Origin of the sequence: Shewanella sp., from assembly GCF_041630135.1 — a bacterium.
In the GTDB taxonomy this organism is placed as follows: domain Bacteria; phylum Pseudomonadota; class Gammaproteobacteria; order Enterobacterales; family Shewanellaceae; genus Shewanella.
In genome coordinates this window covers 11,945-34,899 of the sequence record NZ_JBFKLW010000007.1, presented here as the reverse complement: position 1 = coordinate 34,899, position 22,955 = coordinate 11,945, and the positions used below count along the sequence as shown (strand labels likewise).

Sequence of the window (22,955 nt, the reverse complement as noted above, 5' to 3'; positions counted from 1 at the left end):
CCGGTACTGGCTGGCAACGGCAGGCTTTATACCGCCTGGTAGATGGAATTACAGGGTACCCTGCTCAACGTGCTAACCTGAGCCTGTAATAACTTCGCAAGGATGCAAACATGTTACCGTTGCCGGTTGGCAGGGAAGCCAGCCCGAGTGTCGGCGCACCACTGCATGTGCGCCATCGCCCGGAGCGCACCCTTCTTTATCAACTTTCGGCTCGTGGCTTTATTGCGATTGTTGAACAGCATCTGAGTCAGAGCCAGTGGCTGGCCGGTGAGCACTACAGCATGGCTGACAGTATGCTGACGCATCTTACCCGAATGCCGGTACTGGATGAGCATAGGCAGCTTATTCCGGTGGAATCAGCCTGTGCGGATTATTTACAGCGGGTTAGGGTAAGAAGCTCCGCTTGGGTGCTGGCGGAGACTTGATATCTTTAATACTTACATGCATCTGGCATGAGGTTTAGTTACTAGCAATTCAACATGGAGGTTAGACAATGACGTTTAGGGATTTGTTCACGCTAAATACGGAAGCAGCGGCACCGGTTATTCAAATCATCAGTCACGAAACCCTGCGTATTCGCGCTTGCTGCATTCAGTCTGCCACAGACCTGAACAGAGACCTCTACGTATGGAACATGCCCCAGGGCTTGAGAAAATACGATTTCGAAGACGATTCCTGGGAATCGGAGGATGAGGGTGAACAGCCTCAGGAAGCTCTGGAGTGGCTGGTTAAATCTTCGCAAGACCAATCTGGATTCATCCTGCTTCTGGAAGACTTCCATCATTTCCTGAATGAGCACACCCTGACCAGCCGCTTGCGAGCGTTTGCAATTGCAATTGCCAGCCGTGAAATCAATAACGTCACTGTTGTGCTCTCCCAACCTGCTCCGCTGCTGCCTGCAGAGTTGGAGAAAGAGGTGCAGGTGATGGAAATGCCATTGCCGGATGCCGATGATCTGAAAACTCTGATGCTTCAGGCCAAGCAGCGCTATGAATTGGATGACAGGGATTATCAGGAGTCATCCGCTCTGATCGAGTCTGCGCTGGGTCTGTCCACCAGTGAGGCACAATTGGCTTTCTCAAAGGCTGCTTGCCAGTTCAAGCGCCTGACCGAATCTGAAATCCCTTTTATCGTTAAAGAAAAAGAGCAGGTGATTCGCAAGAGCGGACATCTGGAATACTTTCATCCGAAAGCCACGCTCGACGATATCGGCGGCCTGGACAACCTCAAGTCCTGGCTGAACCGCCGTCGTCAGTCGTTCACCAAAGACGCCCGTGATTTTGGCCTGGAAACCCCGCGAGGGGTGTTGCTGCTGGGTTTGCCGGGCACAGGTAAAAGCCTGGCCGCCAAAGCAGTGGCGAATGCCTGGCAACTGCCTCTGTTGCGACTGGATATGGGCAAAATCTACGGCGGTATTGTGGGGCAGTCGGAGGCTAATATCCGTTCGGCACTACAAACTGCCGAAGCGCTGGCACCCAGTATTCTCTGGGTGGATGAAATCGAAAAAGGTCTGTCGGGCATGCAAAGTTCTGGTGCCACAGATGGCGGTACGACATCCCGCGTACTAGGTACTTTTCTGACCTGGATGCAGGAAAAAGAGAAACCGGTGTTTGTGGTAGCGACCGCTAACCATATCGCCCAATTACCACCCGAGCTGTTGCGTAAAGGCCGTGTCGATGAAATCTTCTTTGTGGACCTGCCGGTGCAGCAGGATCGCAAAGACATTATCTCTATTCATCTGAAACGTCGTAATCGTCTTGATGATTTTACGCAAGACGAATTGGATGAGCTGGCGCTCGCCAGCAAGGGCTTTACCGGTGCTGAACTGGAAGAAGCCGTCAAGGAAGCCATGTTTCTGGCTTTTGATGAAGGCCACCAGTTAAACAAGGACGATATCCTCAAGGCCATTCAGGCCACCTCTCCACTGTCATTTACTATGGCGGAAATGATTCAGGATACCCGTGCCTGGGCCAAGGGGCGCGCTGTGGCTGCCAGTTCTGCCGAGCCAGAAGCTCTGGATACTTCCAACAGTAAAAAACTCCGTCTTAAACAGGAAGGTGAAAACCCTTTCGTGAAAAAATAATCTGGATAGCTTGTTATGGAAAACCCGTTTTTTACTGCCCTTGAACAGGAAGGCTTCAAGGCTGCCACACTGGCCAGCCAGACCAAGAGTGTCCTGACGCCGTTTATGAATTACCTGAATAACAGCATCAAGGCACTGGAGAACAAGGAAGTCAGCTGCGAATGGAAGCCTGTCGCCAACAAGCGCTATCAGCTCAAGCCTGACAAACGTATCTGGCAACTGTTGCCGGTGAGCGAAATAGAAGTAGTCGTCGGCAAGGAAGGCTGGTTTGAGATTCTTTCTGTCGATGGTGATCTACCCAATGCTGATTTTGACCCGGATGAGAATGACCCTGTTCTGCAAGGAAAAGGCAAAGGACGACGAGAGACGGGTATACCCGACGGTGGTTATAACGCCTCGGAACATCAGCTGTATTTGCCCGACCTTGAGTTAGATGATGACCCGATATTATGGAGTGGTTATCAGCTGGAACTGCGCCCGTTAGCCGTTCAGCTGGACCAGCTAGCGTCGGTTTATATCGACGGCCAGCCATGTAAGGTTACGAAGCAAACTGACGCTCGTCTGGTTCTGCAAGGTCATGTGAAAGCGAGCAGCAAACTGTCTATTGATGGGCAAGACACGCCTTTCACCCTGATCAAAGGGCTGGATGAATCCCGGCTTAAACAATGGCATGGCAAATCTGAAGGTAATGGCTGGCTGCTGTTTTCAGAGGCTCGTCCACAGCTGGATGGCCATAAGCTGGACGACATTACAGATAAGCAACTGGCTGGGCTGAATTGTGGGTACTTTCAAAGTCAGGGGCGGTCCCTGCAAAGTGATCACTGGGAACTACGTGTAGAGGGTAGCAAACAAGCGCAAAGCCTGATACTGGAAAGTCGTACTAATCAGGAGTTCAAGGATACCGACTCTCTTATATGCCCTGAATTTCCAGCTCTCTGCTGGCAACTGGAAAAAGCTCGGGTTGAAAAGAAATGGATTCAACTCATCGAAAAAGAAGGTGGCGATGATACAGGCAAATCCGATCTGGATTACTTCTTTGGCGATAACCAGAACCTCAAAATCCTCGATTCTACTCAAGGCAAGTCTGATGATGGCTTCCGTGTACTTGAGGTTCGACAGGATGAGCGCCAGATCCTGCTGGCCAGAAATATCAAAGGCAAGAAAAACTGGAACAGCGAGTATCCCTCACAACATGGGAAAACATCTGAGATTCGCGTCAGCGTAGACACCAGCCAACTCAAGCGCCAGAAGGATGCCATCAAACAGTTGATGAATCGCCCTTCAGCAGGCCACTGGCCTCTGATCCAGATATTGCAAAAGCCTGAGCAAACTCGTTGGCCGGATGTGCGATCTGTGCAAATCCCGGAGTCCGGTTGGAAAGTACTGACAGACCCGAACTTCGATGGTTGTGATCGTCAGCGCGAGTTTGTCGCCAAAGCCTTGGCTAACGAAGATTTCACTATTTTGGATGGCCCACCAGGGACGGGAAAGACCACAACCATTCTTGAATTGATCATGCAGCTGGTACTGCAGGGTAAGCGTGTTCTGCTATCGGCTTCTACGCATGCTGCGATCAACAATGTGCTGGAACGCATCAAGGAAAATCCAGCGCTGTCAGCACAGATATTTCCGCTGCGCATCGGGGATGAAAACAACGCCATCGGCGTTGAAGAATACCAGTTCGATAATCTGCTCAGCGGCCTTCAGAAAAAACACGGGTGTGAGCAGCTCAGCAAGCAGCTGATGGTAGATTCTTCCAATCTGGTTTGTGGCACCACCATAGGTATTCTGAGACTGTTCAAAGAGCGCGAGGTGTCACTGGATATCGGCGAACCGCCGTTTGATGTGATGATCATCGACGAGTGCAGTAAAACTACCTTTCAGGAATTCCTGGTGCCTGCGCGCTTTGCCAAACGCTGGGTATTGGTAGGCGACGTGCGTCAGCTATCACCGTTCACCGATCGTGAGCAGATTGTTGCCAACCTCGATAATTTGATGCTGGTTCCGCCCAAAGGCAAAACACTATCTGCAGCAGTCCAGCAAGCCTGCTTCCTGCTGGAGGAGCTGCGAGGTGACCATCGGAATCCCTATTCCCATCCAGTGTTGGTGACTGTTACCCGTGACGTTGCAAGTGCATTGGTTGCAGAAATTCGAACACGTACTTCGCTGCCAAAACTTGCCAAGGGCCTCGATAACCTGTTGGTCGTAACGGCAAACGCAGGACGTGATGCAGATAGCCATCAGCTTGGGCTGAAACAGATCCAGCAGAAGCCGGATCAACTGTATCGCCACAGTTTATGTTTCGTCGAAGAAGGTTGTCTGGGCGAACTGACGGGCTGGATTCCGGACGATATGTTGATTCTGCATCCCGATTGGTGCCGCACGTCCCAAGCAGCGCAGCATAGGGTTTCAGGAACGGTTTGTAAGTCGTTCAAAGTTAAAACCTCTGAATACACGGATACCGTTCATGTTCATAAAGAATTGCTCGACCGTATCGACAGCACTAAATGGTCGGAAGAAGTGTGCTGGCGTCTAGAGCGTGAGTACTGGCTGCGATTATCTGCCAACCAGAAGCAGAAAACCGGTTATCTGGAAGATACACTGGAACGGCTTTTCCCCAAGTCAGTATCAGCTGATGGCCGTATTCATATGCTCAAAAATATCGCCTTCCCATCGATTCTGGAGGCGTTGTCAGGGGATGGTCTGGTCAAACGTAAGAATGATGATCCAACCACCTTGAATCAGGGTTTTGATGCTTATGAAAAATCCCAACGCTACACGACGCTAACCTATCAACATCGTATGCACCCTGATATATCGGTATTCCCTCGGCAGCAGTTTTACCCCAAAGGTGTTCTGGCGGATGGAGGCAAAACGACTTCCGACAGAGCATGGCAATACACAAGGTATGAGTCTCGTAATATCTGGCTGGATGTTCTGGGAACCACATTGCGGGGCAATAGTAACAAGCAGGAAACTCAGGCTCTGATGGCTGAGCTGAAAGCGTTTTGTGATTGGGGGCAAGGCAAAAGCAAAAACAAAAAAGGCGAAGCCTTCGACGTTGCGATTTTGACCTTCTACAAAGGTCAGGAAAAAGCCCTGCGGGAAGCCCTTCAAAAGCTGCCGGGTAATGCCAATCGTTATGCGCGGTTTAATTTCAAAGGCATATCGATCAAGTTGGCGACGGTGGATTACTTCCAGGGGCAGGAAGCGGATGTGGTGTTCTTATCGATGGTGAATACTGATCGTGATGGCTTTATGGACTCACCCAACCGACTAAATGTCGCCATTACCCGTGCCCGCTATCAATTGGTGATTGTGGGGCATCATGAATATTTCTCTCAGCGTTCCCGCACGCTGGAGCTAAAGAAACTCGCAGAATCCTGCCATGTTTCGACTGCAAGTAGCACACAACAGTCGCACCATCATGCAGGTAAGAAAGGGAAGTCTCATTAATGAGTGGCAATCAAAACAACAAAATGAAGTCGTTAGCGGAACATAAAGGGAATGCTCCAGCAGATGCTGCTAATCAATCCAGGCCTGGCAAACATGCTGATAGTAAAGCAGGCTCGCTAGCCTTAACGCTCAGCAGAACCGTTCAGCTGAAACGCTTTCCCATCATCGCCAGATGTACGTTTTTGCGGAAGCGCCCCGATCTGGTGTCCTTGTTAAAGGGCGTTCAGAACAATCCTGCCGATGTTCCTTCTCGACTGAAGGTGTATCTAAAACGGGAAGCGCTGTGGGATGAATCAGGCATCTCGGATAAAGGCCAGCAAGTTATAGATAGCGGCCTGTTCGAAGCCAAAGAGCGCGGTCTTTATCATATCTGGTACACAGATAATGATCCGTTGCTGAGAACTCGTCCGGTCTTGATGCAGCGAGATACGGCGTTCTTTGATCCCAATATGAAAGGCTGGAAAAAAGGAGCGGACGCAGCTCGGTCAGAATTCCAAGTAAAGCAGCCTGTAAAGCTGAACGTTCTGGAAGAGTCCTTTGTCGATCGTAACAAGACTGAGCCTAAGCATTACAGCCTGCAGCTGGCATCGCTCGAACCCGAAGTGATTTGCTCGCCCGAAAAATTAGCACAGATTGAGCTTGAATGGACGCTCGACTTTTCGCAGTCGCTAGTCAGCTTAAAAGGCCAGTTGGATATGTTGCAATTCAAACAGAACAAAACCGGCTCACGCCCAGAAGCTCTGATTCTCTCCATTGACGATTTTGGTGATCGCCTGAACGATGTCATGGCGGCTATTGCCGGAGAATTCGACGGCGATTGGTTGATTGAAGACCGTCGCTTGCAGGCATCTCTGGAGTCGATTCAGCGTTATCCATCCGCTGTCCAGAAATTACAGATCGGTAGCTTGAATTGTTCGGGTCTTTCAACTGTTATAGGTCGGTTTAAGTCAGTTCAGACTAAGCATATTCCCATTCAACCAGTCGACCAGCTTGATGCCGAGAAATGGCAGCGCTTTTGGCTTGAAGATTTCTACAGCGGAAAGTACCAGTCATCGGCGGAGGCCCGTAAACAGCAGTCACAATGGCTGGATCATATTGCATTGAATGACTTTGAGTTACCACTTAAAGAACAGCAGTCCTTGCTGTCAGAGATTTCACGCGAAAGTCAGCCGCAGGCTTATTGGCATGTTGCGGCAATGGCGGATCTGACCCCATCCAAAAGCAAAAAATTGAGGTTGCCAATCAGTTTGGTAAACGGTGATGTATTGGATCTCGATGATCTGCTGAAACAGTTGTCAGGAGGCGAATACATTGAACACATCATCTATTCAGATCGTTATGTACATACCCCACGTCAGAGCCGCAACCTGAGCTATGTGGCTGCTTATTTTTCTGATGCCGAAGGCTTGCTGTTGACGCTGGATAGGCAGCACGGAAAAGAAGCAGAACTGCCAGACAGCTGGTCACGCGAAATCCTGCAAAAGCAAAATGATAACCATGGTCGCTACTGGATTCTGGTTGGTACGGAGCATACCTGGTGCTGGGAATGCAGCAGCGGGCTTGATTTTATTCGTGAGAGTGCTGGCCGATTTATTGTTGATGGCTCACCGACCTTCACTCCGAAAGAAGAGGCTGAGTTGCCTCGATACTTGCAAGACCAGATCAATAACACAGCCGCGGAGGCTCTCTGATGACACGGATCGTACCTCGTCAGGAACAATTTCGAATCGATTACCAGAACGAGCATTTACCGGCTTTGTTCAGCAAACAGGAGTCTGATGCAGACTTCAGTAGCGCTTTGCCGATGCTGAATAGTGAGTTTCTCAGCCGGATTATTTCCATGGCTCGTCTAACTCTGCTGATTGCCTGTGAGCAACTGAAAGACGAATCGCTGATTCAGGCCATCAAAGAGCAGGCAGAAAAAGGCATTCGTATTTATCTGCTATTGGGCGAGAAAAACACCAATAAGGTGGCGATTGATACTCTGTCTGGTCGTTGTCTGATTCGCACGGGTGTGAGCCAGCAAGGTGCTTTGGTGCTGGTAGATCACACCACCACTCAGGCTCAAGGGCTGCTGTTGATGTCTGGTCAGCCTTTGGTATCTGCTGATCAACCCGCCTGGGGAATCAAGCTGGAGCCTCAGCAGATCGATGACAGTTTCCGCAGCTTCTGTAAACTTTTCTGGGAGCAGAGCAACGAGGAATACCTGCAACAGAATCAGCCGCAATCCAGCGTTCAGCATCCGGATGGCGCAGTCGTTACCAACCATTCTCATCATCTATGTGGCACCTTACGCGATTGCCTGGGCGATACGCTGGAAAATCTGCAAGCAGCCTCTCATTCTGGTTTCGGTGCTACCGGCGATGGCTGGCGGCTGCTGTTGGGAACGCAGTCCCGTGAGATAAAAGAGCAGGCTCGTACAGGCGTTGCACTCAGTGATAACCTGATTCCGTCTTTATTGCTATCAAAGGACGGAAACTGGTTGTTGCCAGACCAAACGGATTTCTCTGCGGCCAATTGGTGTTTGAAATTATCAGCACAGCAAAGTCAGAAACTTGGTCAAGCATACGATCAGGCATTTGAAGAAGCTGCATGGCAGTATCGAGGCGATTCTTCGATTCGTGAATACGTTGATCAGCAATCGCTTCGTTTCGCCGACCAACCTGATCAGGAATGTGCGGTTGCAAAGGTTCGTGAAATTGAACTTAAGGATATCAACACTCAGGACATTGACAGCTTCCGGAATGGTAAAGCCGAACAGCTGGCATCTAGGGTGACTGCCTGGCAACGCAGACAACTGGCCCACTTTATTGATTATGACGTGGTGGTGCACCCGCCCTACTGCCCTGAGTCTGCAAAGCCGGATGCCTTGTATCAGGACTGGGAAAAAGCAGAAAAAGATTGGCAGCAACGTCTTGAGCTACTGAACATTGCCCAATCCAAGATTGATCAGCAGCAAGCAAGTATCGCTGACAAGTTAAGAGGCTTTATCAAAGGGTTCTTGCTCGGGCAGGGACAATCGGTGAAATCCCTGAATCTGGAAATAGACATCCTTAAGAATTGGTCTGTCACCAAGGCTACACCGGCAGAGCGAGAGCTGCATCGCCAACAATTAGAGTCCTTGCAGGATAAAATTCGCAAGCGTGGTTCCGACACTGAACAGGAGTTGGATAAAGCCGAGCAAAACCAGCACTGGGAACTCCAGCGTGACAGTCTGAAAGCCGATCAGATGAAAAAGAGCGACTTGTCCCAACAGGTGTTGTCAGCTCTCGAACAGCTGAAAAAGAACAAAACCGAGGCCACTTTTCAGGTTGAGCAAAAATTCAGAGCTAGCTGGATCTCGGCTGCCGAAAGGCTGACAGATCAGCAGCTGAATGACATCGAAGTCAACGGCATCCAACCTGAACAGTTTTTGGCAGAAGCTTTGCCTGAAATACCTCAGGCGGCACCAAAAGACGCTATCGATCCGGAAAAGCAGGCTCGACAGGAGGCTATTCAACAAGCCAAAGCCAGACGTGAAGAATTAACACAACAGGCTCGCCAGGCCTGTATAAAAGCCAGACGAGAAGCTCTGCAGTCGATGGATGTGGGTAAGGCTAACAATTGGAAAACATCCATTAAAGAGAAACCCTGGAAAAAGCATTACAGCGCTTTTGAGCGCTGCTTGGCTGATCATGAACAAGGCGTGAAGAAAATCGAGCGTGATATCCAGGAGGCTCAAAAAGCACTGGTTAACAGCAGGGCTGAACAGGAGCGAGCAGAAAAAGCACTGAATGAACACGGTTCATCGTTTGTATATCAGCCGAAACAAGCATCTGATGCCTTTGCCAAACAGCTCGGTCTGAAAGGTAATACAGCTGCTGAAAACCAATTCCTGTGGCCATCAGAAGAGCTGCCCGTAGAAGGAACAGAACTGCGTACACATCAACAGGATCGTTATCTGGTGATATTCGATGACGACCTGATTGATCGAGCTAAACTGGATGCTGGACGTTTGAACGCAAAAATTGTATGCGACAAGGAGTCCGCCAATGCCTGAACAGAAAATTACCCTGACGATTGATGACGACGGAGCCATTAGCGCCAAAACCAGCGGATTCAAGGGCGAAAGCTGTCTGGAGGCGCTGGATGAATTACTCAATTTGGAAGGTATCGTGAGCAGCGTCAAGAAGACCGATGAATATCATCAGCAGCAGCCTCAACAAACGGCTCGGGTTCAGTCGCTCAGGAGGAAATCCTGATGAGTGCTGTAATCAAAACCGCTACGCCATTTGTGATTGAGGAAGTGCTGATAGAGGCTTTAACAGCGGTTGGGGCTGAACCACAAAGAGTCACTTCAAGTGATGTTGATCTTGTTCAGCGCAATCGACTTCAGCTTGGGGATATTCTAACGAATCGTAGTGATTACAACGGCCGCCAGCTATTTCGGTTTGAGCGAGATCGTTGGGTAATGATGCATGATTCAGATGAGTATGCAGGTCGCACCGTCGATCGCTTTTCAGAAAAGGGTTATATCAAGGTTTCCAGATTTCTGACTGATGTGAGTGGTGCTTACGAATCTGCTTATGAAAAGCATCTGGAAAAACTGGCTGAGCAGGAACGAATCCGCCTTGAGGAAGAACGTAAAGCCAGGGTTGAAACTACTCGCCAGCAAGCCATTGCCAAGGCCAAATCCCAGGGCTACTCCGTTAAGGAAACCACCAATAGTAAAGGCCAGATCCAACTGGTTCTGACCCGGATGGTGTAGCCGTGGCCAAAAATTACGGCGAATACTTCAACGTTGCCCATATTGAACCAGAAAGCCATATATATGGCCCTGGTAAACGTTACGTTATTTGGCTCCAGGGGTGTTCGTTAGCTTGTGAAGGATGCTGGAATCAGCAGATGTGGTCATTTGAGCCTGAACAATTGATACATCGGGAGCAATTATTGGATGACATTCTTCAATACAGGGATATTGATGGCATAACCCTACTTGGAGGTGAGCCTCTACAACAGGCACCAAACACACGTTGGTTATTAAGGTCTATCAGGCGCTCCTCGGGCTGTTCGACGGTTTTATACACCGGTTTTACGTATAGTGAGCTAGTAAAACGTAAGGATTGGGCGTTGCTCAGAGAAAATTGTGACTTGATGATAACCGGTCGCTACTCTTCTTCTTTTAGGAATACGAATCTTCGTTGGAGGGGCTCGTCAAATCAGGAATTAATTTACCTGGCGGGGGGCAGAATTCCTCTGGAGCCGCCAGAAGACGCTAACGAGGTCGAAGTCATTATTGATGAAAATGCTGCTATCAGAGTTCTTGGTTACCCGGACAGCAGCTTTTTCGGGACTTTAATAGATTCAGAGTGACTTGGATTGGTCCAGCCAGACTTCCAGCCCCTGGGTGTTGAGGTTGGCATCTGTTGCCAGCCAGGCGAGGGCCTGTTGCAGGTCTGCCACGGGGTTGATGGTCGCCTGTTGTGTTGTCAGCCAGTCGAGCATGGCTTCGGCAATGCGCTGGTGACGACCTTCAAGCGGGCTGGCGTGTTGTTCGGCGATGGCGACAAAGGCATCCAGTGATGCCAGTAGCTGCCGGACATTCGCGGCAGTCGGCTGAAATGGCCCGTAGTGGGTCAGGTACATAAACCTGGATTCAAGTGCGACGAGCCGTTTGATGCTGGCACGAATGGCGAGCGGGCCTAAATGCACCGGTGTGGTGGTGACAAACAACAGGTTTTCGCCCGCAGGCGAGTTGAACACCTTGTAGGAAATGCCAAAAGTATCACAGGTGGAAATGCTGTGACTGCTGCTGTCGTGAACACAGAAATGGAGTTTGGCGTGTCTGGGGGGCGTCTCAACATGCCGCTCTTGGCGAAAGATGCTTTGTAAAAGCCGTCCAAGGCCTCCTAGTTGAGCTGGATGTTTGTGATGGTAAAGCGGGTGAGTTGGTCATCTGAAGGGGCTAATCCGACATCTTGAGCGTTTTTACGATGCATGGCATTTTTCATGGTTTTTTGTTTAGGTTGTCATTCAAGGCATTGTTTTATAATTTATTTATTATTCTATTGATAATGAAGTGGGAATAATTGCCGATAAATCCATTTGGCACCAAGCCGATGTGAAATAATTAAAAGCCCATGATGTCATGGGCTTTTTTTTGGCTAAAATCACCTTAGTCGGGAAGTGGTGAGCGTCACAGGTGGTGCTTTTTTGTGGGGTCGCCGCCGCATTTAGACGCAATAATATGGATGGTGGCTGCGGAGCTGGATAATTTTCAGGACACTCAGGCGATCACTACCTTGTTCCGCCCAGAGCCTTTGGCTCGGTACAAGGCATCATCCGCTGCCTTAATGGCCTGCTTTATGCCACCCTGTATGGTGCTTACGGGGGCAATGCCTGCGCTGATTGTTATCTTGATAATTTCTCCCTCAAAGTTGAAATGGCTGTCATCTATCAGACTTCGGAGGGTGTCTATTCTTTTACTCGCCTCAGCCACCTGTACCCCTTTCAATTCCAGCAAAAACTCTTCGCCTCCCCATCTGAATATTTGGTCATTCTGACGGATTTGGCTGCTGATTAACTTGGCAAGTTCCACCAGAATAAAATCACCGGCAGGGTGGCCAAAGGTGTCATTTACCTTTTTGAAGTGATCAACGTCCATCAATACAAATACCGAATCTGTTGCTGACTGGGGTAATTGCAATGCCCTGCGATTCAGCACGCCAGTAAGTGGATCTGTTCCCGCAAGTTTTTGTAACAGCCGGTTTTGCCTGGCCTGTTGTTTAAGCAGACTTATCAGTCCTGCCCCGGCTACGAGCAGACCGGTAGATTGAATGATGTCTTCCGGCGCAGCCAGATGATTCAGGTTCAGCAGTTCATCCAGACAGTCGAGTAATGCTCCGAGAAAAGACAGGGCACTGCCACTCATAAGCAGTAAATATGTCCATTTGTGGTGTTGAGTGTGGTGACTTTGAAACATCAGTCCCATCCAGAACAATAGTGGGATGGATTCCAATGCAAACTGACCGTATTTTGGCGATGGCTGAAGTGGCGTTGTAAAGAACAACATGCTTGCAAGCAAGATTGCCAGCAGGCATACCATGATGGGGTGGAGGGAAGTGGCGGGTTTTGACAGCATAGCCTGAACCTTGTCCGATGCTTGCCCTGAGTGTAGTTTGGGTGCTGGATTTTGCCAGTGGGGGGCACGGCCGGTTATACTTGTCCCAGAAATAACAGTGGAAGTCCTCCCTTTGCATCAGTCTGAGCAAGATACCTTTTTTATGTCAATGGCCCTTGAGGCTGCCAAAGAAGCTGAACAGCGTGGTGAAGTACCCGTGGGGGCTGTGCTGGTGAAAGACGGCGAAGTTATTGCCCGCGGGTTTAACCACAATATTGGCCTTAACGATCCCAGCGCCCATGCCGAGATGCTGTGCCTGCGTGAGGCGGGCAGGGTGCTGGGCAATTACCGGCTGCTGGATACAACCTTGTATGTCACCCTTGAACCCTGCGCCATGTGCGCAGGAGTGATGGTTCACAGCCGTATTTCGCGACTGGTATTCGGTGCCAGAGACGAGAAAACCGGCGCGGCAGGTACTGTGGTCAATCTGGTGCAACACTCGGCATTCAATCATCAGATTGACGTGGTGTCCGGCGTGCTGGCCGAAGAGTGCAGTGCCATGTTAAGCAGCTTTTTTCGTCGTCGCCGTAAGGAGCAAAAAGCACTGAAGCAGGCTACTCGCAGTGAGCAGCCTGAATCTTGATTTAAGGTGGGAGAGCGGGGCGATAAAAAGAGGATGTCGCCCTGAAGGCTGGTGAGTCCGGATTAGTCTTCCGGTTGAATCAAACTGAAAAATAACTTTTGACGGCGCAGCAAACGGCTGTGACGAAACTTTATCAGAGTGCGCCGCCGCGCTGCCGCATGGGCGTGGTTGTTATTCGCTTTTCTTTTCATGTAAGGCCCCTTTAAACGCATTGGTCCTTAATGGCCAATTTCCTGATTATTCCCTGCACATTAACAGTGGTATCAGTCTCTTGCAATAGCGCCAGATCAGGGGTTCAGCGTTCCCGGTGCTTTTATGCTCGCCAGTCAACCGGTTTTTGTGTGTCAGTGCCAGTAAAGTGAGGTTACCAGATTTGGCATTGATAACTGCGGTGTGGAGTGTTCGATTACTCAGGTGCCCGGGTATCTTCTGTGACCACAGCAGTTGACGCCGTTTCTTCCGCCAGCACGGCATCGGGTGAGGGGTCTTCCAGTGGTTTATTCTGGTTATCGACCCACACCAGGGTGTCGTAGTATCGGCGGATAGAATCCACGTAATGCACAGCTTCGCCGCCACGGGCGTACCCATAGCGGGTTTTTGAGTAAAACTTGCGCTTTTGCAGTTGCGGCAGTACCTGCTTTACGTCTCGCCAGGCACTGGGGTTGAGGCCCTGAGTCTCCGCCAGACGACGGGCATCTTCCAAATGTCCGAGCCCAATATTGTACGCGGCGAGGGCAAACCACATCCGTTGGTTTTCGGGAATGGATTCAGGCAAGCGGCCAATCAAGTCGCGCAGATACTGGGCACCACCCTTGATGCTCTGGCGGGGGTCGAGGCGGTTGGTGACTCCAAGGGAGCTGGCGGTGGCGTTGGTCAGCATCATCATGCCGCGCACCCCGGTGGGTGAGCGGGCATTGGGGTTCCAGTGGGACTCCTGATAGCTGGCGGCAGCAAGCTTTCGCCAATCCAGATCGCCGGCGTATTCTTCAAACAAAGGCCGGTAGCGCGGCAGCTTGGCGTCGATGGCGCGAATAAAGGCGCGGGTGTCCACATAATCGAAGCGTTTTACGTGGCCAAAATACTTTTCATTGAGGTGGGCAAGAGTGCCTGAACGCTTCTCCAAATGCCAGAATGCCAGTAATTGACTCATCAGTTCATCGCTGTTTTTGGCGGCAAGCAGCCACACTACCGGGCTCTTTTCTTCCAGCACCAAACCGGAGCGCAGCTCAGGCATAAAGCGGCGGTTAATGTCCAGAGTGGTTGAATGAGCCAGAGTAAAAGGCAGCTCCCCGGCGTCAATCAGGGCAATCAGTTCGTCGTTGTCCTTTTCACCGGTTTGTTCCCAGCTCAGATTCGGGCTGGTTTGCTGTAGCTTTGTCAGGGTTTCCACAAAGGCGGAGTCGGCGACCACAGTGATCTTGCCACTGAGTTCTTCTACAGACTCCGGAGGACGGGTTCCCTGCTTATATACCACTACCTGATTGACACGATACAGAGGTGGCCCCATGCGGAAACGATTGCGCCGGTTTGGTGTTTCGGTCATGCCGGCGGCGATAATATCAATATCGCCCCTGGACAGTGCATCATAGAGCTCGCTACGGCTGTTAAAGGGCTGCATTTCCAGGGGCTTGCCGAGGTAGTCAGCAAAACGTTGTGCCAGTTCGTAATCAAATCCAGACAGACCCTGACCGGTACTCATGTATATTTGGGCGCCATAGAGGGTGCCGACCCGCAGTGTTGGTGAGGGCGCCGAAGGCTGAGTTTCACCCACGTCAACCACTGGCGGCTGACAAGCGGTCAGCACCAGCAAGGCTGTGAGCAATATCCAGACTCTTCTCATAATAATCAACGCATTAAACCCATTATTGGCAACATCTGCGACTCGAGGCGGCGCCATTCTACCCTATTTCTTCTGAGCCGTGGCTGAACAGCAGGTAAACCTGTTTCAATCTCGGCTTGTTATATCACAGGAAACTCTGTTTTGAGTATGCGAGGCAGGTGATTTACGGGCCGTATTTCCCTATAATAGCGCCACCTCTGACCCTGTAATTATAAAAAGTAAGGTGAATTGACGTGATGGAGATCATCCGTGGAGCTCCTGCACTCTCGGCGTTTAGAGTGCAAAAGCTGATGGAAGCCTGTGAAAATGCAGCACTTCCTGTACGCCAAATCTATGCTGAATTTATTCATTTGGCGGATTTGAATGAGGCACTCGATGCAACTGAGCAAGAGCGACTCGCCAAAATCCTGACCTACGGTCCCGCCATCGAGCCCCATGCCCCCACAGGAAGCCTCCTGTTTGTTACTCCCCGTCCCGGCACCATCTCTCCCTGGTCCTCCAAAGCTACCGACATTGCCCACAACTGCGGCCTTGAAAAAATCAAGCGTCTGGAGCGTGGTGTTGCTTATTATGTTGAAGCGGATGCCCTGAGTGATGCACAGCACAAAGAGCTCAAAGCCCTTATTCACGACCGCATGGTGGAAGTGGTACTGGCAAGCTTTGACGATGCGGCGGTGCTGTTTGCCCACACCGAGCCCAAGCCGTTTACCAGCGTGAACATTCTCGGCGAAGGCCGTGCGGCGCTGGAACTGGCCAACCGCAACATGGGTCTGGCACTGGCGGAAGATGAAATCGACTATCTGGTGGAAAACTTCACCCGCCTGGGTCGTAACCCCAACGACATCGAGCTGATGATGTTTGCCCAGGCAAACTCTGAGCACTGTCGTCACAAGATTTTCAACGCCGATTGGACCATCGACGGCGCAGAGCAGCCCAAGTCGCTGTTCAAGATGATTAAAAACACCTTCGAAACCACCCCGGACAATGTGCTGTCTGCCTATAAGGATAACGCCGCCGTGATGGTGGGTACCGAGGCTGGCCGTTTCTTCCCGGATGCCGACGGTGTCTACAACTACCATCAGGAGCCTGTGCATATCCTGATGAAGGTAGAAACCCACAACCACCCAACCGCCATCAGCCCTTACCCGGGTGCTGCCACCGGTTCAGGCGGTGAAATCCGTGACGAAGGTGCCACCGGCCGCGGCGCCAAGCCAAAGGCGGGGTTGACCGGTTTCAGCGTATCCAACCTGAAGATCCCGGGCTTTGTACAGCCTTGGGAAGGCAATTACGGCAAGCCAGACCGTATCGTGACTGCGCTGGACATCATGACCGAAGGCCCACTGGGCGGCGCAGCCTTTAACAACGAGTTTGGCCGTCCGGCGCTACTCGGTTATTTCCGTACCTACGAGCAGGAAGTATCAAGCCACAACGGCGTTGAGGTGCGTGGTTACCACAAGCCGATTATGCTGGCCGGTGGTATCGGTAACATCCGCGAAGATCATGTACAGAAAGGGGAAATCACCGTTGGCGCCAAGCTGGTTGTGCTCGGTGGCCCTGCTATGAACATTGGCCTTGGCGGCGGCGCGGCTTCTTCCATGGCCTCGGGCCAGTCCAGTGAAGATCTGGACTTTGCTTCTGTACAGCGCGACAACCCTGAGATGGAACGTCGCTGTCAGGAAGTGATTGACCGCTGCTGGCAGATGGGCGACAACAACCCCATCCAGTTTATCCACGACGTGGGTGCCGGTGGTCTGTCCAACGCCCTGCCTGAGCTGGTAAACGATGGTGACCGCGGTGGCCGTTTCGAGCTGCGCAAGGTGCTGTGTGACGAGCGCGGCATGAGCCCGCTGGAAATCTGGTGTAACGAGTCCCAGGAGCGCTATGTGCTGTCTGTGGCTGCCGAAGATCTCGACACCTTCGCCGCTATCTGTGAGCGTGAGCGTGCGCCATTTGCCGTAGTGGGCGAAGCCACTGCCGAGCCGCACTTAAGCCTCAATGACGAGCACTTTGGCAACACCCCAATCGATCTGCCACTGGAAGTGCTTTTGGGCAAGCCGCCCAAGATGAGCCGCCAGGTTGAAAGCAAAAAGGCGGTAAGCCCTGCGCTGGATCAGAGCAAGATTGCCGTAGGTGAAGCCGTGAAGCGCGTATTGTCACTGCCAACCGTGGCTGACAAGACCTTCCTGATCACCATTGGTGACCGCACTGTGACCGGCCTTGTGGCACGCGATCAGCTGGTTGGCCCCTGGCAGGTGCCTGTGGCTGACTGCGCCGTAACCGCCGCCACCTTCGACACCTACGCCGGTGAAGCCATGTCCATGGGCGAGCGCACGCCGCTGGCTCTGCTGGACTTTGGCGCCTCTGCCCGTATGGCAGTGGCCGAGTCCATCATGAACATTGCCGGTGCCGACATTGGCTCGTTCAAGCGCATTAAACTCTCTGCCAACTGGATGGCTGCCGCCGGTCACCCGGGCGAAGACGCAGGTCTCTATGAAGCCGTTAAGGCCGTGGGCGAAGAGCTGTGTCCTGAGCTTGAACTCACCATCCCCGTGGGCAAGGACTCCATGTCCATGAAGACCGCCTGGGAAGTGAACGGTGAGAAGAAAGCCGTTACCGCCCCAATGAGTCTGGTGATTTCCGCCTTCGGTGCAGTGAATGATGTGCGCAACACAGTCACTCCGGAGCTGCGCTCAGACAAGGGTGACACCAGCATCCTCTTTATCGACCTTGCCAATGGTCAAAACCGCCTCGGTGGTTCGTGCCTGGCGCAGGTATTCGGTGAGCTGGGTGATGTGGCCCCGGATCTGGATAACGCCGCCAGTCTGCGCGGTTTCTTCGAGACCATGCAAAAGCTCGTTGCCGCCAAACAGGTGATGGCATACCACGACAAGAGCGACGGTGGTCTGTTCACCACGCTGGTGGAAATGGCCTTTGCCGGTAACACGGGTCTGGATATTAACCTTGCCGGGATCAACGGCTCTGACCTTGAGCGCCTCTTCAACGAAGAACTCGGCGGTGTTATTCAGGTCAGTGCCGGCGATGAAGCCGCCGTACGCAGCGCCTTCGAAGCTGCCGGTCTTGCCGTACACGCCGTTGCCAAGCTGAACGCTGATGGTCAGGTACGTATCCACGATGGCGAGCGTCTGGTGTTTGCAGACAGCCGCGTAGCGCTGCGTACTGTTTGGTCTGAGACCACCTACCGTATGCAGGCCCTGCGTGATAACCCTGAGTGTGCCCGCCAGGAGTTTGAACTTAAGCAGAAGGCCGACGAGCCGGGCCTGACCGTGAAGCTGGGCTTCGACCCAAGCGACGATGTAGCTGCGCCTTATATCCTCAAGGGCGCTGCGCCCAAGATGGCGATTCTGCGCGAGCAGGGCGTTAACTCCCATGTGGAGATGGCAGCTGCGTTCGACCGCGCAGGGTTTGAGAGTCGTGACGTACACATGTCCGATATTCTCTCTGGCCGCATCAGCCTCGAAGAGTTCCAGGGCCTGGTAGCCTGTGGTGGCTTCTCTTACGGTGACGTGCTGGGCGCAGGTGAAGGCTGGGCTAAGTCCATCCTCTTTAACCAGCGTGCCCGCGACGAGTTCAGCCGCTTCTTCGAGCGCGACAGCAGCTTCGCCCTCGGTGTGTGTAACGGCTGTCAGATGATGTCGAACCTTAAGGACATCATCCCAGGTGCCGAGCATTGGCCACGTTTCGTGCGTAACCGCTCCGAGCGTTTTGAAGCCCGCTTCAGCCTGGTAGAAGTGCAGTCGAGCCCATCGCTGTTCTTCTCGGGTATGGAAGGCTCTCGTATGCCCATCGCCGTGTCACACGGTGAAGGTTTTGCCGAGTTTGCCAACGCCGAAGCGCTGGCCCGCGCCGAAGCTACTGGTACAGTGGCGCTGCGTTATGTAAATGGTCATGGTGACATTGCCACCCAGTACCCGCAGAACCCGAACGGTTCGCCAAACGGCCTGACCGGTATCACCACCCTGGATGGCCGTGTGACCATCATGATGCCGCACCCTGAGCGGGTATTCCGCACAGTGGCCAACTCCTGGCATCCGGACAACTGGGGCGAGGACAGCCCATGGATGCGCATGTTCCGTAACGCCCGGGTAAAGCTGGGTTAATTCCAACGCCGCTATGCGTTGAATAAAAAAGGAGCGACATGAGTCGCTCCTTTTTTTATCCACTTTAGTTAACAGACAAAAAAATGCCCCGGACCTTTCGGGCCGGGGCCGTTTTGCGCTAACAAAACATTCATCACTTCAAAAGCAAAAGGGGGCTTACGGCAATTACAGTGGCTTGGCGGTGTAGAGTTCAACGAACACGCGCTTGTAAGCTTTGATTACACGGTTAAAGAATTTAGTCATGGGACAATCTCCAAAGTCAGTTTCAGGGGGGAGTCTGCCCCTTTCACGTCCGTTGGGGCTGTCTCCTCGATATGGCGGTATATTAGCCATGCACAGCCAACACATCAAACGAGTAAAATTAAATCTATTGATTAGAATAACTAATGAGATACTGTGTGGTGGCGTGCGGCTTTGTTGTGTATCTCTTTGTTTTTACTTAATTAATATCTATGGAATTTCTATATTGGATTTGTTTGTGTAATCCGCTTTATTAATTTGTGTTAATTATTGCATCTTGTGCTGCTGTCGCAACAAAAGTCATAAAAACAGTTATTTTTATGGTGGGCCATTCGTTTCCTATTGGATCTGTCGTGTGGTGTCAATCACGATGTGATTCAAAGTGTGTTCTGGGTTGCATTTCGGCACTTAAGCGGTGACTTTGATTGATTTACATCAATTTCAAGTGGTATAAATTTGCTGCCGGATTTTCGCAAATAATTAGTGTAATTTGCTGATTGTAATAAATATTGGTGGTTTTTTTTCTGCGGAATTCAGTGGGTGCTCGCAATTTATCGCCAAAATGTGAACTGGGTCATTAAGGCTAAAGGTTTCGCCTGCGACGGTATGAATTGTGAGCCATAACGTCAAAATTACGCCTTGGTTTTTACTGACCAGTCAAAGGCAAAAAAAACGAAATTTTAACTATCCTACAAAGGTTGCCTCCCTCATCGATGGGGATCGGATGAAGGTGGCAGGACGCACCAGGTAAGGAGTCACTGATGATTGTCGAAGAGGTTGTTGAGCTATCGCGCCTGCAGTTTGCGCTGACAGCAATGTATCACTTCTTGTTTGTTCCCTTAACCCTTGGCATGGCTTTTCTGCTGGCTATCATGGAATCGCTTTACGTGATGACCAACAAGCAGATCTACAAGGACATGACCAAGTTCTGGGGTAAGCTGTTTGGTATTAACTTTGCCCTTGGTGTTACCACGGGGCTGGCCATGGAATTCCAGTTTGGTACCAACTGGTCTTACTATTCTCACTATGTAGGCGACATCTTCGGTGCGCCGCTTGCCATTGAAGGCTTGATGGCCTTCTTCCTCGAATCCACCTTTGTGGGCATGTTCTTCTTCGGTTGGGACAGATTTTCCAAGCGCCAGCACCTGGCAGTTACCTGGCTGATGGCGCTTGGCACCAACATGTCGGCGTTGTGGATTCTGGTGGCAAACGGCTGGATGCAGAATCCGGTCGGCTCTGTGTTCAATTACGAAACCATGCGCATGGAAATGACCAGCTTTGCCGAAGTGGTCTTTAACCCGGTTGCGCAGGTGAAGTTTGTGCATACTGTGGCCTCTGGCTATGTGGCCGGCGCCATGTTTGTGCTGGCTATCAGTGCTTACTACATCCTGAAAAAGCGTGATCTGCCGTTTGCCCGTCGCTCATTCGCCATTGCCGCAAGCTTTGGTATGGCGTCCATCCTGTCGGTTATCGTGCTCGGTGACGAGTCAGGCTACAAGGTAGGTGAAGTGCAGCGTGTAAAACTGGCTGCCGTTGAAGCCGAGTGGCACACAGAACCAGCACCAGCGCCCTTTACCGTGGTGGGTTTCCCGAATCAGGAAACCATGCACACCGACGGTGCCATCAAAATTCCTTACGCCATGGGAATTATTGCTACCCGTTCATTGGATGAAGAAGTGACAGGTCTTCGCGATCTGATTGATGAGCACGAAGTGCGCATTCGTAACGGCATGAAAGCCTATGCCATGCTTGAAGAATTGCGTGCGGGCAATAAAGACCCTGAGCTTAAGGCTGCGTTTGAAGACGCCAAAATCGATCTTGGTTATGGTCTGCTGCTCAAGCCGTACACCGACAAGGTTGTGGATGCAACCGAGGAGCAAATTAAGGCCGCCGCCAAGGATTCAATCCCTAACGTAGCACCGCTGTTCTGGAGCTTCCGGGTGATGGTGGGTCTGGGCGTCATCATGCTGTTTGTATTTGCTGCCGCTTTCTGGCAAAGCACCCGTCACAAGATTGAAGAGAAGAAGTGGGTTCTCAAGGCCGCCCTTTACAGCCTGCCGATGCCCTGGATTGCCATTGAGTGTGGTTGGTTTGTGGCCGAGTATGGCCGTCAGCCATGGACCATCTCTGAAGTACTGCCCACTTATATGTCGGCCTCCAGCCTGACGGTCAGCGATCTCTGGTTCAGTATCATCTCCATAACCCTGTTCTACTCGGTATTGCTGGTTATTGAGCTTTTCCTGATGGTGAAGTACGCCCGTATTGGTCCAAGCAGCCTGAAAACCGGCCGCTACCATTTCGAGAAACAGGAAGCCTAAGGGAAGGAGTCGACTATGTTTGATTACGAAATCTTGCGTTTTATCTGGTGGGCGCTGATCGGGGTTCTGTTTATCGGCTTTGCCGTGACCGATGGCTTCGATATGGGTGTGGGTGCGTTATTGCCAATTATTGGTAAAGATGACACCGACAGACGGGTGATGATTAACACAGTAGCTCCCCACTGGGACGGTAACCAGGTGTGGCTTATCACCGCAGGTGGCGCGCTGTTTGCCGCTTGGCCCATGGTGTACGCCGTGTCATTTTCTGGTTTCTATGTGGCGATGATGCTGGTGCTGATGGCGCTGTTCCTGCGTCCGGTAGGCTTCGACTATCGTTCCAAGATTGAAGCGCCAAAGTGGCGTAAGTCATGGGACTGGGCATTGTTTATCGGCTCCTTCGTGCCGCCGCTTATTATCGGCGTGGCCTTTGGTAACCTGCTGCAGGGCGTACCCTTCAATTTTGATGAGTTCCTGCGTGCCAAGTACCATGGTGGCTTGTTTGGTTTGCTTAATCCATTCGGACTGTTGGCCGGCCTTATCAGCGTCAGCATGTTTATGATGCAGGGCGCAACCTGGCTGCAAATGAAGACCGAAGGTGAGTTGCGGGTTCGTGCCACCAATGCCGCTCAGATCCTGGCGCTGCTGCTGGTGGTGCTGTTTGCCGCTGCCGGTTTCTGGGTTGCCAATGGCATTGATGGCTATGTGGTCACCTCCGCCATCGACACACATGCGGCTTCTAACCCAGTGGGTAAAACCGTGGAATTGGTCAGTGGCGCCTGGATGTCTAACTACCAGACTTATCCGCTGACCATGGCTTTCCCATTGCTGGGGCTGGCAATGCCAGTGCTGGTTATTCTTGCAAGCCGTCTTAACCGCAGTGGTTTTGCCTTCCTGTTCAGCTCGCTGGCGGTTGCCGGTGTCATCCTGACCTGTGGCGCGGCCATGTTCCCGTTCGTGATGCCATCATCACTGGAGCCGGGGGTGAGCCTGACCATGTGGGATGCCACCGCCAGTGAAATGACCCTGACCGTGATGACCTGGGCTGCCATCATCTTTGTCCCGATTGTGCTTTCATATACCATCTGGACTTACTACAAGATGTATGGTCGTGTGAGCCGTCAGTTCATCGACAACAACAAGCATTCACTGTACTGATAA

The 22,955-nt window shown here is 51.6% G+C and carries 15 protein-coding genes; 12 read left to right on the top strand and 3 right to left on the bottom strand.

Annotated elements, in window-relative coordinates; all coding sequences use genetic code 11:
• Positions 1-110: 110 nt before the first annotated feature.
• The 8 genes from ABYK60_RS03215 to ABYK60_RS03180 all read left to right on the top strand — a co-directional run bounded on the left by ABYK60_RS03215 (position 111) and on the right by ABYK60_RS03180 (position 10,891).
• Entirely contained in the window at positions 111-425 is a 315-nt protein-coding gene (locus ABYK60_RS03215) for a glutathione S-transferase domain-containing protein (RefSeq protein ID WP_372870488.1), read from the top strand.
• 68 nt (positions 426-493) lie between these two features.
• The gene (locus ABYK60_RS03210) at positions 494-2,083 is read left to right on the top strand and encodes an AAA family ATPase (RefSeq protein WP_372870487.1); all 1,590 of its coding nucleotides are present in this window, start codon (positions 494-496) and stop codon (positions 2,081-2,083) included.
• Positions 2,084-2,098: 15 nt separating this feature from the next.
• Positions 2,099-5,539: an AAA domain-containing protein gene (locus ABYK60_RS03205; protein WP_372870486.1), complete on the top strand. Its 3,441-nt coding sequence runs from the start codon at positions 2,099-2,101 to the stop codon at positions 5,537-5,539.
• Positions 5,539-7,230 carry a hypothetical protein gene (locus ABYK60_RS03200; RefSeq protein ID WP_372870485.1) on the top strand — a complete coding sequence of 564 codons (1,692 nt, stop codon included), beginning with the start codon at positions 5,539-5,541 and terminating at the stop codon, positions 7,228-7,230. The genes ABYK60_RS03205 and ABYK60_RS03200 overlap by 1 nt, the downstream gene beginning before the upstream one ends.
• On the top strand, positions 7,230-9,578 hold the full coding sequence (locus ABYK60_RS03195; RefSeq protein ID WP_372870484.1) for a hypothetical protein: 2,349 nt from the start codon (positions 7,230-7,232) through the stop codon (positions 9,576-9,578). The genes ABYK60_RS03200 and ABYK60_RS03195 overlap by 1 nt, the downstream gene beginning before the upstream one ends.
• Positions 9,571-9,780: a DUF2997 domain-containing protein gene (locus tag ABYK60_RS03190; RefSeq protein WP_372870483.1), complete on the top strand. Its 210-nt coding sequence runs from the start codon at positions 9,571-9,573 to the stop codon at positions 9,778-9,780. Before ABYK60_RS03195 ends, ABYK60_RS03190 begins: the two co-directional genes overlap by 8 nt.
• Positions 9,780-10,286, top strand: coding sequence for a hypothetical protein (locus tag ABYK60_RS03185; RefSeq protein WP_372870482.1), 507 nt, complete (start codon positions 9,780-9,782; stop codon positions 10,284-10,286). The genes ABYK60_RS03190 and ABYK60_RS03185 overlap by 1 nt, the downstream gene beginning before the upstream one ends.
• A 2-nt stretch (positions 10,287-10,288) precedes the next feature.
• Positions 10,289-10,891 (top strand): 4Fe-4S single cluster domain-containing protein, encoded by a 603-nt coding sequence (locus ABYK60_RS03180; protein ID WP_372870481.1) that lies wholly within the window; start codon positions 10,289-10,291, stop codon positions 10,889-10,891.
• Here the strand turns inward: ABYK60_RS03180 and ABYK60_RS03175 are convergent.
• Positions 10,883-11,281, bottom strand: a complete 399-nt coding sequence (locus ABYK60_RS03175) for a hypothetical protein (protein ID WP_372870480.1) — start codon at positions 11,279-11,281, stop codon at positions 10,883-10,885. The two genes, ABYK60_RS03180 and ABYK60_RS03175, sit on opposite strands and share 9 nt — an antisense overlap.
• 523 nt (positions 11,282-11,804) lie before the next feature.
• Entirely contained in the window at positions 11,805-12,659 is an 855-nt protein-coding gene (locus tag ABYK60_RS03170) for a GGDEF domain-containing protein (protein WP_372870479.1), read from the bottom strand.
• A 142-nt stretch (positions 12,660-12,801) separates the two neighbouring features.
• Between ABYK60_RS03170 and tadA the strand changes: the two genes are divergently transcribed.
• Complete coding sequence (gene tadA, locus ABYK60_RS03165) at positions 12,802-13,281, top strand: tRNA adenosine(34) deaminase TadA (protein ID WP_372870478.1); 480 nt, start codon at positions 12,802-12,804, stop codon at positions 13,279-13,281.
• Positions 13,282-13,687: 406 nt separating this feature from the next.
• On the opposite strand, the gene mltF is transcribed toward tadA, so the two are convergent.
• Complete coding sequence (gene mltF, locus ABYK60_RS03160) at positions 13,688-15,121, bottom strand: membrane-bound lytic murein transglycosylase MltF (RefSeq protein ID WP_372870477.1); 1,434 nt, start codon at positions 15,119-15,121, stop codon at positions 13,688-13,690.
• A gap of 236 nt (positions 15,122-15,357) precedes the next feature.
• On the opposite strand from mltF, the gene purL reads away from it, so the two are divergent.
• The 3 genes from purL (at position 15,358) to cydB (ending at position 22,952) form a co-directional block, all read left to right on the top strand.
• On the top strand, positions 15,358-19,239 hold the full coding sequence (purL, locus tag ABYK60_RS03155) for a phosphoribosylformylglycinamidine synthase (protein ID WP_372870531.1): 3,882 nt from the start codon (positions 15,358-15,360) through the stop codon (positions 19,237-19,239).
• 1,001 nt (positions 19,240-20,240) lie between these two features.
• Positions 20,241-21,797 carry a cytochrome ubiquinol oxidase subunit I gene (locus ABYK60_RS03150; protein WP_372870476.1) on the top strand — a complete coding sequence of 519 codons (1,557 nt, stop codon included), beginning with the start codon at positions 20,241-20,243 and terminating at the stop codon, positions 21,795-21,797.
• A gap of 15 nt (positions 21,798-21,812) precedes the next feature.
• A complete protein-coding gene (gene cydB / locus ABYK60_RS03145) occupies positions 21,813-22,952 on the top strand; it encodes a cytochrome d ubiquinol oxidase subunit II (protein ID WP_372870475.1) in 1,140 nt (379 codons plus the stop codon).
• Positions 22,953-22,955 lie beyond the last annotated feature (3 nt).